This is a genomic window from Streptococcus oralis (genome assembly GCF_965111685.1).
Classification (GTDB): Bacteria; Bacillota; Bacilli; order Lactobacillales; family Streptococcaceae; genus Streptococcus; species Streptococcus oralis_B.
This window is the reverse complement of sequence record NZ_OZ217340.1, coordinates 1092347-1104200: the sequence shown is the minus strand read 5'-3', so window position 1 is coordinate 1104200 and position 11854 is coordinate 1092347. Positions and strand designations below refer to the sequence as shown.

Genomic DNA, 11854 nt, shown 5'->3' with positions numbered 1-11854 from the left:
CATGATTACAACAGTACCTATTAAGAACGAAAAAGATATTGCAGTACCAGGGAAAACAGTCCTTGTACTAGGTTATTTTGATGGTATCCACAAGGGACATCAGAAACTCTTTGAAGTGGCCAGCAAGGCTTCGATGAAGGATTATCTGCCGGTTGTCGTAATGACCTTTACAGAGTCGCCAAAACTTGCCTTACAACCTTACCAACCTGAACTCATGCTCCATATCGTCAATCATGAGGAACGAGAGCACAAGATGAAATGGCATGGAGTAGAGGCTCTATTCTTACTCGACTTTAGTAGCAAATTTGCTAGTTTAACGGGTCAAGAATTCTTTGATACCTATGTTAGAGCTTTAAAACCAGCCATTATCGTAGCAGGATTTGATTACACGTTTGGTTCAGATAAGAAAACCGCGGATGACCTGAAGGATTATTTTGATGGAGAGATTATCATTGTTCCTCCGGTCGAAGACGAAAAGGGCAAGATTAGTTCCACACGGATTCGTCAGGCAATTCTTGATGGAGATGTAAAGGAAGTCAATCATCTGCTCGGCACTCCGCTCCCATCTCGTGGAATGGTCGTTCATGGAAATGCTCGTGGGCGGACTATTGGTTATCCAACAGCCAATCTGGTCCTAAGAGACCGAACTTACATGCCAGCTGACGGTGTTTATGTAGTCGATGTCGAGGTGCAACGTCAAAGATATCGTGGCATGGCGAGCGTTGGCAAAAATGTTACCTTTGATGGAGAAGAACCACGTTTTGAAGTCAATATTTTCGACTTTTCAGACGATATTTACGGTGAGACAGTCATGGTCTACTGGCTGGACCGTGTCCGAGATATGGTCAAATTTGACTCCGTAGAGGAACTGGTAGACCAACTCCAGAAAGACGAAGAGATTGCTCGAAACTGGAAGGATGGAGAGTGAGAGTTTGCTATCAATTCGAAAGAGTAGATAGAATGAAATTCATATAATGGACAAAAAAAGTAGCCTGCAAAGGCTACTTTTTATTAAAACACGCGATAGACATAAGGATTTTCTGGTTTGTCTACTTTTGTGAAACTCTCAACCTCTAGTGTTGGGAGTTTTTGTTTGAGTTCTTTATGGTAGTGGAGGGTCAGGGTTCCTCTAGCGGTAATCCAGGTATTGTCAGGATACTGGCGTGAGTTTCCCTTGGTCAGGAGTCCATATACACCAGAGTCTGCGATACAGTGGATAATCCCAAAGCGAAAGAGGAATTGGCTATCTGGATGGCTAGGATCGTTATAAACAAAGCCTGTAAACTCGATTTTCTTTCCTTCAAACTCTTGAGGGTAGTCATAGAGAACTTCCATGACCTCCATATAGTTTTCATCAGTGATTTGAATGGTTGGCTGGGAGAGGTATTTATCAGCTGTAGACCTCATTTCCTTTTCATAAGCAGATTTGGAAAAATAGGTGCTGGTATCGGGTTTGAGGTATTGACTAGATGTTCCTTCGCTTGCCTGAATAGCTGTATCGATTCCTTCAGCAAGTGGGAAATGATAGCCTTTGGCAGATACGGTTCTTGAGTCCAAACTTACTGTCGGAAAGGCAATTCCAATCAAGAGAGGTAGAGACAGTAAAAGGATGCTGATTTGTCTAGCTCGACGACTTTCCATATGGTTATGAGAGTTGATTTTCTTGATCCAGATATAGAATTGCACCAGAGCCAACAGAAGAGAAAGGACCATTGAGATATAGACTAGATAGGAATAGTGGAGGTTGATGTAGTGGCTAAGCTTGTCAGATAGCTGCAGATACAGAGTTAGGACAAAATAGCCCAGTAAAATGATAAATCGAATCATAGCATCACTCCTATCATATAAGAATAAAGCAAGACAAGAACTGTCACGATGCCCATGAATTGCCAGATGAAGTGGGGTTTGAGATAGTGTTTCATCATGAGGAGATTTTTGATATCAAGCATGGGGCCAATGACTAGAAAAGCAAGGACTGGTGCTAGGCCAAAGCTCGAGAGGAGAGAAGCACCGATAAAGGCATCCGCCTCACTACAAAGAGAGAGTAGAAAGGCAAGAAACATGAGCAAGAGAATCGCAAGGACTGGACTAGCACTGATAGAGGTCAAGATCCGAGTCGGGACATAGACCTGGACGATAGTAGCAAAGAGACAGCCAAAGACTAAATAGCGCCCCATATCGAAAAACTCGTCAATAGCTTGTATATAAACCTGAAAGACTTTTCTAGCAGGAGTCAAGTGAGAAAAGTCATGTTCATGACAAGCAATAGGATTTTCTTTTTGAATTGGTTCCTTCCAGAAAAATCCTAGAAAAATACCTAGAACCAAAGCAACTACAATGGCTCCCAGAGCTCTCAAGATGGTAATTTTTAAGGAATTGCCAAAGGCAGAATAGGTAGCGAAAAGAACGATAGGATTGATGATAGGAGCAGTAACCAAAAAGGGAACTGCCGTGTAGCTGGGGACTTTCTTTTCCAAAAAACGATTGATTATCGGGACGATTCCACACTCGCAAGATGGGAAGAGAAAACCAATGAAGGTACCAAAAAAGATTCTCCCCCAACGATTGCGAGGGAGAAACTCAGTGACTTTATCTGGTGTGATATAGACTTCAATCCAACCCGAAATAATACTACCAATCAAAACAAAAGGAAGGGCTTCAATGATGATGGAGAGAAAAATAGCTCCAGCTTGTAATACACTAGGAGGAAGAGATTGGAAAAGTGTCATCTATTTTTTCTTCTCAACTTTTTCTTTTTTGTTTTTGTCATCTGGGAAAGTGACTTGTGTTAAGTCAGGAAGTTTAGCAAACTCTTCAAACATCTTGTCCAAGTCATCCGTTTTTGTAAATTTTACAGCCATGGGCCTACCTCGTTTCTAAATGTTACCTCTATTATACTATTATTTTGCGGAAAAGGGATTATTTTGATAATCAAAGATGTAAAAAAGGGTAGGACGAAACAAGGGCTGTTCCTTATGGTATAATAGGTTTATGGATAAAAAATATGAAAAAATCTCCCAAGATTTGGGTGTAACCTTAAAGCAAATCGATACTGTTCTAAGTTTGACGGCAGAAGGGGCGACGATTCCCTTCATCGCGCGTTATCGGAAGGACATGACTGGTAGTCTGGATGAGGTGGCGATTAAGGCTATTATCGACTTGGATAAAAGCCTGACTAATCTCAATGACCGCAAGGAAGCTGTCTTGGCTAAGATTCAAGAACAAGGCAAACTAACCAAGGAATTGGAAGCAGCTATTTTGGCAGCTGAGAAATTAGCAGACGTAGAAGAACTCTATCTTCCTTATAAGGAAAAACGTCGAACCAAGGCAACTATTGCCCGTGAAGCTGGACTCTTTCCTCTTGCTCGCTTGATTTTGCAAAATGTAGCTGACTTAGAGAAAGAAGCTGAGAACTTTGTCTGTGAAGGATTTGCGACTGGTCAAGAAGCCTTGGCTGGTGCGGTTGATATCTTGGTCGAAGCCTTATCGGAAGATGTCAATTTGCGTTCACTGACCTATCAGGAAGTGTTGAGACACTCTAAAATCACTTCGCAAGTCAAGGATGAGAGTCTCGATGAAAAACAAGTTTTTCGGATTTATTATGATTTTTCAGAGACAGTCGGCAACATGCAGGGCTATCGTACCTTGGCTCTCAATCGTGGTGAGAAACTAGGTGTCTTAAAAGTAGGATTTGAACATGCGACAGACCGTATCCTATCTTTCTTTGCTGCTCGTTTCAAGGTGAAAAATGCCTATATAGATGAAGTTGTTCAACAGTCAGTTAAGAAAAAGGTCTTGCCTGCTATCGAACGACGTATTCGGACAGAATTGACTGAGAAAGCAGAAGAAGGAGCTATCCAACTCTTTTCTGACAACCTGCGCAATCTCCTCTTGGTTGCTCCGCTAAAAGGGCGCGTGGTTCTAGGATTCGACCCTGCCTTTCGTACAGGTGCCAAGCTAGCTGTCGTTGATGCGACAGGGAAAATGTTGACGACCCAAGTCATCTATCCTGTTAAACCAGCCTCTGCTCGTCAGATTGAAGAAGCCAAGAAAGACTTAGCCGACCTGATCGGTCAATACGGTGTGGAAATCATTGCTATCGGAAACGGAACGGCTAGCCGTGAAAGTGAAGCCTTTGTAGCGGAAGTTCTGAAAGATTTTCCAGAAGTCAGTTATGTTATCGTCAATGAGAGCGGTGCTTCTGTCTACTCTGCCAGCGAACTTGCTCGTCAGGAATTTCCAGAATTAACCGTTGAAAAACGATCGGCTATCTCTATCGCCCGTCGTTTGCAAGATCCCCTTGCTGAATTGGTCAAAATCGATCCTAAGTCAATCGGTGTCGGTCAGTACCAGCATGATGTCAGTCAGAAGAAACTATCTGAGAGTCTGGACTTTGTCGTCGATACCGTGGTGAACCAGGTTGGCGTCAATGTCAATACTGCTAGTCCTGCTCTTCTTTCCCACGTAGCTGGACTCAATAAAACTATCTCTGAAAATATTGTCAAATACCGAGAGGAAGAAGGAAAAATCACTTCACGCGCTCAAATTAAGAAAGTTCCTCGCCTGGGAGCTAAAGCCTTTGAGCAGGCTGCAGGTTTCCTCCGTATCCCGGAAAGTAGCAATATTCTTGATAATACAGGAGTTCATCCAGAGAACTATGCTGCCGTCAAGGAGCTCTTCAAACGCTTGGATATCAAAGACTTGAATGAAGAGGCACAAAGTAAGCTTAAGTCCCTTTCAGTTAAGGAGATGGCACAGGAACTGAATCTTGGCCCAGAAACCCTTAAAGATATCATTGCTGACCTTCTCAAACCTGGTCGAGATTTCCGGGACTCCTTTGATGCTCCTGTGCTTCGCCAAGATGTCTTGGATATCAAAGACTTAAAAGTCGGCCAGAAGCTAGAAGGTGTGGTGCGTAATGTCGTTGACTTCGGTGCATTCGTTGATATCGGGATTCACGAGGATGGCTTGATCCATATTTCCCACATGAGTCGTAAATTTATCAAACATCCCAGCCAAGTGGTGTCAGTCGGAGATTTGGTAACGGTTTGGGTTAAAAAAATCGATACTGAACGTGAAAAAGTTAATCTGTCGCTCTTAGCTCCAGATGAAACTGACTGAGTACGTTCAGTCTGTTTCACTCGAAGACTTTGGTAGACCTTTTATACACCAAGCCCGGTGGAATTCTCGTCTGCGAACGACAGGTGGGCGATTTTTCCCTAAGGATGGGCATTTGGATTTTAATCCCAAGGTCTATAATGAACTTGGTTTGGAGGTTTTTCGGAAAATCGTGCGCCATGAACTCTGTCACTATCACCTTTATTTTCAGAAAAAAGGATATCGACATAAGGACCGAGATTTTAAAGAACTTTTGAAAGAAGTGGATGGACTACGCTTTGTTCCCCCTTTGAAAGACCAAAGTACCTACCTAGTTTATCAGTGTCAATCTTGCCAGCAAACTTATCAGCGCAAGCGTAGGATTGATACCAAACGCTACCGATGTGGCGTCTGCCGTGGCAAACTCGTCATCTTAAATCGGCCTAAGGACTGATGTTTGTGAACCCGTTTCATGCTATACTACTTGTAAGAATACCGAAAGAGGAACAAATCATGAATAACAAATTTTATAAAATGAAACGAAATAGCATGGTGTCGGGAGTTTTAGCTGGTCTATCAGACAAGTGGAATTTTGATGTAACTTTAGTCCGCTTTCTCTTTGCAATTTTTACCATATCAAATTTTGGGATTGGCGTGATTATCTACATCATCCTAGCCTCTATCCTGCCAACTAAGGAAGAGATTGAAGCAGAAATGTACGGAACAGGACCACGCAAACGTAAGGAAGCCCAAGCCATTGATGACAATGATGGACGGTTTTGGTGAGATTTAACAGGGAAAATTTATTATTTGCACTATGTTACTTAAAAGAAGCAGCATAAATGACTGAAAATCCCTTGTGGTTATTTAGCCACAAGGGATTTTGATGTTTAAGTATATTCTTTTCCATCTTGAGAGAGATGAATTACCTGATCAGCCATTTTCCAAATACTAGGATTGTGAGTTGCGATGATAATTGTTCTATTAGCATTACGAAGTTCAAGGAGAATTTCCATAATTTCCTTGGAATTTTTTGGATCTAGCGAGGCGGTAGGCTCATCAGCTAAAATTAAAGGAGGATTTTTCAGGATAATCTTAGCAAGCGCTACGCGTTGAGCTTCACCACCAGATAATTCATAGATTTTTTGGTTGAGACTTAGATAATCTAGTCTGACAGCTTGTAGTGCTTGAAGAAGAAGTCTCTCTTTTTCTTGTTTCTTGTTCTGTTTTTTGCCAATCAGTCCCAGCTCAAGGTTTTCTCGAATGGTCTGACTTTCTAATAGTCCGAAGTTCTGGAAGAGATAACCTAGCTCGTTACGATAGAATTCCTCATTTTTTAGAGAAGTCAAAGACTTTCCTTTATAAATGATTTCTCCTTTGTCGAAAGTCTCTAGTTTTGCAAGCATATTGAGCAAAGTGGTTTTTCCACAACCACTGTCTCCTATCAAAGCATATACCATACCACTTTGAAAATTCAGATTCAAGTCTGAAAAAATAATACGAGAACCAAATTGTTTCCAAATATGTTGCAATTCAATCATACTATCCTCCTTTGATAATGCTAGCATAGGTTTTACTTTCCTTCTTATCACAAATCTTCAATAGAAGAACGGCTAAACTTGAAAAGCTGAAAAATAGGCTCAGGGTAATCCAGATATTCTTAGAAATAATGAAAGCTAGACCACTTCCGAGAAAGAGAGCTATTATTTGAGAAGTGATATATCTACTGTGTAATTCAAAGAAATAATAGCCTGCTATTTTTTTCAAGAATATGGTTTTACGAAAGGCTTCAAAATAGAGCAGATTTAAACTTGTAAACAGCAAAATTGAAGTCAAAATAGCAAACATAGCACTCGCTAAGTTACTAAAAATTTCGATTTAAATTTTTTGATTTAACTGGAGATAGGTTTCCCTAGCAGACGATAGCCCTGAGACCATTTGATCAAGTTGATAGTGTTTTAAAAGTTCTTGTGTCTGGTGGAGGTCTGTAAAATAGAGATATTCTAGATTTGTAAACCAGAAGATGGAGGAAGCCTTACCAAGTGCTTTAGGAGAAAGCACAAGAAAGATGGGATTTGATAACCATTGATCATAAGCGATATGGGTGGTATTATAGAGAAATACATCATTATTTTTATTGGTATAAGCTATACTAATTTCGACAGTTTGATTAGACTTGCTACTGTATAATCGGTTGGTTAACTCTTGTTGCAAGGTTGATTTTATATCTTTTTCATTTTTTTGTAGTTCTTCTGGGAGTATGGCAAGGATCTGTCCATCTTTGAGGGTGTTGATTTTTTGAAAGGTTTCTGATGATAAGTCCATATCTTCCTTTTGGAAGTAGCTGGGCGTGACGTAGAGAATATTTTTTCCTTCCACACCATAAGGGTTATTTTCAGTTTCATTATGATTTGAGGTAGCTTGCTTAAGAGCTTGCTCAACTAGATTATGTTTAATAAGGAAGGCATTCTCATTATCTATAGCATGCTGAATAAAGTCAAACCATTTATCAGCATTTGTCTGCAGTTCATCTAAATTTTTCATCTGACTGGAACGCCCTGTTTGAAGAGTAACAACATTGGAGCGTTGTTCCCAAGTAGCTTGTCCAGCCTCATTTTTCTCAAGTATATGATAGTAAGTAGACATACGTCCAAATCCTACAATAACCAGTAGAATGGCAAGTACCTGACCAAAGTAGAGAATGCGAAGAATTGACTTGATTGGTAATTTTCCTTTGATGATAGAGAGGAGATGGACTTTTTTTAAAGAAATGGTAAAAAGAAAGGCAATTAGAAGACTAAGTAAGAGAAGTAGGCTATTGTAAAGAATAAAAAGTATTCCTAGAAAAGTCTGAACTTCATAAGGATATCCTAGGGAAACGAGCAAGACACTTGCTATCAGCAAAGCAGGTAGACCAAAAAGAAGGATATCAAGTCCGTCTCTTGCGAGAGAACGAAAGAAGAGATGGCTCAGTCGTTCTCCAGAAATCAATCGAATCCCTGACTGAGAGAGAGATTGAATTTGGCCAATAACAATCAAAGCTAAGAAAGTCAGCAAAAAGATTAACATACTGGTAAGCTGATTAGGTTGGGTAAAGAGGGCAAGTACAAAGGATACTCTGTCATTTTCAAATGCATTCGCTTTTTCTAGTCCAAGTTCTTTCAGATGAGTGGCCAATTCTTGACTTGTTAGGGATCCGCTGATAATATTGTAGTTGTTGAGAAGATCGCTCTTGTGAATGCTTTCTTGACTTGCTGGAGGCATCCAGTCTGGGAGTTTCCCATCTCCAAAAACTTCGTAGTAAGTTTGTGATTTTCCATCACTATCTACTTCCCAAATGGTTCTTGCGATAAGACTATTATGTTCTTTAGCAAGACTATTTAATTCTTCTTTAACGGTAGAATAATCTGCTTGCCCACTTAATACTGCTGCACCCGGGAACAGGATTTGTGGAAGAGAGTCTTTCCAAAAGGACAGAGTGCAATGAGAAAGAAAGTTAAAAGAAGATTGCTGATGAAGAGAAAAACACGTTTCATAGGAACCTCTTTCTAAAAAGAGGGGCTGAACCTCCCTCCTTATAGCAGTGATACGAATGATAGTTTAGCACTTTTAAAAATAATTAGCAGAAAGCCAATTCTTTTAAAAGATGTTAAAGAAAGCCTTTTTATAATTTAATTTTACTATTATTTTAAGAATAAAACAAGCAATGACAGGACTTCTTATAGTAGCTATTTTCAAAAAAATTCCTCAATCTTACAAAAATGTAAGATTAAAGTCTCTTTTGTAAGGTTAGGTTATGGCAGGCCTCCTTTTTTTGCGATAAACTAGATTCATAAAGAACAAAGGAGTAAAACCATGAAAAGAATTTTACAAAAGAAAAGAAGAAAATCAAGTCAAAAAGATATCGAGCGTGTTCAACTGGGATGCGCTATGATGCAAGCACAATTTCAATTGATGGGATATTAAGAAGGAGAAAATCATGACACTTTTAGATGTAAAACACGTTCAAAAAATCTACAAAACACGTTTCCAAGGCAACCAAGTAGAAGCCCTCAAGGACATTCACTTTACCGTGGAAAAGGGTGACTACGTTGCCATCATGGGAGAGTCTGGTTCTGGGAAATCAACCCTGCTCAACATTTTAGCTATGCTGGATAAACCAACTCGCGGGCAGGTTTACCTCAACGGAACAGACACAGCAACTATTAAGAATTCACAGGCTTCAAGTTTCCGTCGTGAGAAGTTGGGATTTGTCTTCCAAGATTTTAACTTGCTAGATACTCTGTCTGTTAAGGACAATATCTTGCTTCCGCTAGTGTTATCACGAAAACCTATCACGGAGATGATGAAAAAATTGGTAGTAACCGCTGAAAATTTGGGCATCAACCAATTGCAAGAGAAGTACCCTTACGAGATCTCAGGAGGTCAAAAACAGCGGGTAGCAGTAGCACGCGCAATTATCACTGAACCTGAAATTCTCCTTGCGGATGAGCCAACAGGAGCCCTTGACTCCAAGTCATCTGCAGCCTTACTCGACGTTTTTGATGAAATCAATGAGCGAGGCCAAACCATTCTCATGGTAACCCACTCAACAGCGGCAGCCAGCAGGGCCAAGCGCGTTCTCTTTATCAAGGACGGAATCCTCTATAACCAAATCTACCGTGGAGACAAGACAGAACGTCAGATGTTCCAAGAAATCTCTGATACCTTGACAGTCATGGCGAGCGAGGTGAATTAGTATGTTTCGATTGACCAATAAGTTAGCGGTTTCGAACTTAATCAAAAACCGCAAACTCTACTATCCCTTTGCCTTAGCTGTTCTCTTAGCAGTGACCATCACCTATCTCTTTTATTCATTGTCACTTAATCCTAATATTGGCAAGATCCGAGGGGGAGAAACTATCTCTATGACCCTCGCTCTCGGTATGGTAGTTGTTACCATCGCTTCTGGAATTATTGTCCTTTATGCCAATAGTTTTGTCATGAAGAACCGCTCCAAGGAGCTGGGTGTATATGGTATGCTGGGGCTTGAAAAGCGCCATTTGATCAGTATGGTTTTTAAGGAGCTTCTTATTTTTGGTTCCTTAACCTTGACAGCTGGACTTGGCCTAGGAGCTCTCTTCGATAAGCTCATCTTTGCTCTGCTTCTGAAGCTAATGAATATGAAGGTGGAGCTCGTAGCAACCTTCCAACCAATTGTCTTTATCCTAGTTCTCATCGTCTTTGGAGCTATCTTCCTAGGTCTGATTTTTATTAATGCCTTTCGCATCGCACGCATGAATGCCCTTCAGCTCTCTCGTGAAAAAGCCAGTGGTGAGAAAAAAGGACGATTCTTAGGTGTCCAAACCATCCTAGGTCTGATTAGTTTGGGATCGGGTTACTACCTAGCAGTAACAGTCGAACACCCACTTTCTGCTGTTCTGATTTTCTTCGTTGCAGTTTTGTTGGTAATTTTGGGAACTTATCTTCTCTTCAATGCAGGGATTACAGTATTCCTACAGATTTTGAAGAAAAACAAGCGTTACTATTACCAACCTAACAACATGATTTCCGTATCAAATCTCATTTTCCGTATGAAGAAAAATGCTGTAGGTCTGGCAACGATAGCCATCCTTTCAACCATGGTCTTGGTAACCATGTCAGCAGCAACCAGTATCTTTTCGGCTTCTGAAACGTTCAAGAAATTCATGAATCCACATGATTTTGGAATTACTGGACGAAATGTTGAAAAAGAAGATTTAGATAAACTTTTGAGTCAATATGCTAGTGATAAGGGATTAACTGTCACCAAAAAAGAAGTCTTTCGTCATAGCAATTTTGGCATCGAGAGCCAAGATGGAACCAAGCTCCGTATCTTCACAAAGGGGAATAACTTCGTTCAGCCGAAAATCATTTTTATGGTCTTTGATCAAAAAGACTATGAAAACATGACTGGACAAAAACTCTCCCTTTCAGGAAATGAAGTCGGCTTGTTTACCAAGAATAAGGTACTTGAAGGACAGAAAGAAATCACTCTAAATGATCAGACCTACACAGTTAAAGAAGAAATTAAAAATGATTTTATTCTGGAACATGTGCCAAATCAGTATAACATTCTCACATCGGACTACAATTATCTTGTTGTTCCTAATCTGCAGGCCTTTATTGATCAATATCCTGATTCCTCTCTATTTGATCAACTTTATGGTGGTATGAATGTAACAGCAAGTGAGGAAGAACAGCTCAAACTCGCTGATGACTTTACAGAATACCTTCGTAACTTCAATAGAGACTTAAACAAAGAGGGAAGCTATGTATTCGGAAGCAATCTAGCTGATAGCAGTGCGCAAATAAGTGCCCTTTATGGAGGTGTCTTCTTCATAGGTATCTTCCTTTCTATCATCTTTATGGTGGGAACAGTTCTTGTCATCTACTACAAACAAATCTCTGAAGGATACGAAGACCGTGAACGTTTCATCATTTTGCAAAAAGTCGGTCTCGATCAAAAGCAAATTAAGCAAACCATTACCAAACAGGTTCTAACTGTTTTCTTCCTTCCATTGCTCTTTGCCTTCCTACACCTTGCTTTTGCCTATCATATGCTTAGCCTCATCCTAAAAGTCATTGGCGTGCTGGATGCGACCATGATGTTGACCGTTACACTTTCCATTTGTGCCATCTTCCTCATCGTCTACGTTTTGATCTTTATGATTACCTCAAGAAGCTATCGTAAGATTGTGCAAATGTAAAAAAGATACCTCGATGTTTATCGAGGTAT

Annotated in this window: 12 protein-coding genes; 6 read left to right on the top strand and 6 right to left on the bottom strand. The window is 40.3% G+C overall.

All coding sequences use genetic code 11. The features are described from left to right. The first annotated feature begins 1 nt into the window (after window position 1). Window positions 2–928, top strand: a complete 927-nt coding sequence (locus tag ACLV7H_RS05755; protein ID WP_000633642.1) for a bifunctional riboflavin kinase/FAD synthetase — start codon at window positions 2–4, stop codon at window positions 926–928. Between the two features lie 83 nt (window positions 929–1011). On the opposite strand, the gene ACLV7H_RS05750 is transcribed toward ACLV7H_RS05755, so the two are convergent. Genes ACLV7H_RS05750 through ACLV7H_RS05740 form a run of 3 tightly spaced genes read right to left on the bottom strand, consistent with a single transcriptional unit; the run spans window position 1012 to window position 2861 of the window. Continuing rightward, the gene (locus tag ACLV7H_RS05750; protein WP_411866618.1) at window positions 1012–1827 is read right to left on the bottom strand and encodes a TIGR03943 family putative permease subunit; all 816 of its coding nucleotides are present in this window, start codon (window positions 1825–1827) and stop codon (window positions 1012–1014) included. Continuing rightward, window positions 1824–2729, bottom strand: a complete 906-nt coding sequence (locus tag ACLV7H_RS05745) for a permease (protein ID WP_411866617.1) — start codon at window positions 2727–2729, stop codon at window positions 1824–1826. The genes ACLV7H_RS05750 and ACLV7H_RS05745 overlap by 4 nt, the downstream gene beginning before the upstream one ends. Next, window positions 2730–2861, bottom strand: coding sequence for an SPJ_0845 family protein (locus ACLV7H_RS05740; RefSeq protein ID WP_000268697.1), 132 nt, complete (start codon window positions 2859–2861; stop codon window positions 2730–2732). Window positions 2862–2991: 130 nt separating this feature from the next. Here ACLV7H_RS05740 and ACLV7H_RS05735 point away from each other — a divergent pair, with 130 nt between their 5' ends. Genes ACLV7H_RS05735 through ACLV7H_RS05725 form a run of 3 tightly spaced genes read left to right on the top strand, consistent with a single transcriptional unit; the run spans window position 2992 to window position 5883 of the window. Continuing rightward, entirely contained in the window at window positions 2992–5121 is a 2130-nt protein-coding gene (locus tag ACLV7H_RS05735) for a Tex family protein (protein ID WP_411866616.1), read from the top strand. After that, a complete protein-coding gene (locus tag ACLV7H_RS05730; protein WP_411866615.1) occupies window positions 5108–5551 on the top strand; it encodes a SprT family protein in 444 nt (147 codons plus the stop codon). The genes ACLV7H_RS05735 and ACLV7H_RS05730 overlap by 14 nt, the downstream gene beginning before the upstream one ends. Window positions 5552–5610: 59 nt before the next feature. Further along, window positions 5611–5883 carry a PspC domain-containing protein gene (locus ACLV7H_RS05725; protein WP_411866614.1) on the top strand — a complete coding sequence of 91 codons (273 nt, stop codon included), beginning with the start codon at window positions 5611–5613 and terminating at the stop codon, window positions 5881–5883. A gap of 104 nt (window positions 5884–5987) precedes the next feature. On the opposite strand, the gene ACLV7H_RS05720 is transcribed toward ACLV7H_RS05725, so the two are convergent. From ACLV7H_RS05720 to ACLV7H_RS05710, 3 genes are read right to left on the bottom strand one after another with little or no spacing between them, the layout of a single operon-like run. Then, a complete protein-coding gene (locus tag ACLV7H_RS05720; protein WP_084975252.1) occupies window positions 5988–6638 on the bottom strand; it encodes an ABC transporter ATP-binding protein in 651 nt (216 codons plus the stop codon). A gap of 1 nt (window position 6639) precedes the next feature. After that, window positions 6640–6945 (bottom strand): DUF1430 domain-containing protein, encoded by a 306-nt coding sequence (locus ACLV7H_RS05715; protein WP_411866613.1) that lies wholly within the window; start codon window positions 6943–6945, stop codon window positions 6640–6642. A 30-nt stretch (window positions 6946–6975) separates the two neighbouring features. Continuing rightward, a complete protein-coding gene (locus ACLV7H_RS05710; protein ID WP_411866612.1) occupies window positions 6976–8361 on the bottom strand; it encodes a hypothetical protein in 1386 nt (461 codons plus the stop codon). A gap of 715 nt (window positions 8362–9076) precedes the next feature. Between ACLV7H_RS05710 and ACLV7H_RS05705 the strand changes: the two genes are divergently transcribed. Further along, window positions 9077–9835: an ABC transporter ATP-binding protein gene (locus tag ACLV7H_RS05705; protein ID WP_000173369.1), complete on the top strand. Its 759-nt coding sequence runs from the start codon at window positions 9077–9079 to the stop codon at window positions 9833–9835. A gap of 1 nt (window position 9836) precedes the next feature. Beyond that, window positions 9837–11825 carry an FtsX-like permease family protein gene (locus tag ACLV7H_RS05700; protein WP_411866611.1) on the top strand — a complete coding sequence of 663 codons (1989 nt, stop codon included), beginning with the start codon at window positions 9837–9839 and terminating at the stop codon, window positions 11823–11825. The last annotated feature ends 29 nt before the right edge of the window (window positions 11826–11854 follow it).

Coding starts and splice junctions, on each gene's coding strand:
- ACLV7H_RS05755 (WP_000633642.1), top strand. CDS start 2: ATGATTACAACAGTACCTATTAAGAACGAAAAAGATATTGCAGTACCA.
- ACLV7H_RS05750 (WP_411866618.1), bottom strand. CDS start 1,827: ATGATTCGATTTATCATTTTACTGGGCTATTTTGTCCTAACTCTGTAT.
- ACLV7H_RS05745 (WP_411866617.1), bottom strand. CDS start 2,729: ATGACACTTTTCCAATCTCTTCCTCCTAGTGTATTACAAGCTGGAGCT.
- ACLV7H_RS05740 (WP_000268697.1), bottom strand. CDS start 2,861: ATGGCTGTAAAATTTACAAAAACGGATGACTTGGACAAGATGTTTGAA.
- ACLV7H_RS05735 (WP_411866616.1), top strand. CDS start 2,992: ATGGATAAAAAATATGAAAAAATCTCCCAAGATTTGGGTGTAACCTTA.
- ACLV7H_RS05730 (WP_411866615.1), top strand. CDS start 5,108: ATGAAACTGACTGAGTACGTTCAGTCTGTTTCACTCGAAGACTTTGGT.
- ACLV7H_RS05725 (WP_411866614.1), top strand. CDS start 5,611: ATGAATAACAAATTTTATAAAATGAAACGAAATAGCATGGTGTCGGGA.
- ACLV7H_RS05720 (WP_084975252.1), bottom strand. CDS start 6,638: ATGATTGAATTGCAACATATTTGGAAACAATTTGGTTCTCGTATTATT.
- ACLV7H_RS05715 (WP_411866613.1), bottom strand. CDS start 6,945: ATGTTTGCTATTTTGACTTCAATTTTGCTGTTTACAAGTTTAAATCTG.
- ACLV7H_RS05710 (WP_411866612.1), bottom strand. CDS start 8,361: ATGCCTCCAGCAAGTCAAGAAAGCATTCACAAGAGCGATCTTCTCAAC.
- ACLV7H_RS05705 (WP_000173369.1), top strand. CDS start 9,077: ATGACACTTTTAGATGTAAAACACGTTCAAAAAATCTACAAAACACGT.
- ACLV7H_RS05700 (WP_411866611.1), top strand. CDS start 9,837: ATGTTTCGATTGACCAATAAGTTAGCGGTTTCGAACTTAATCAAAAAC.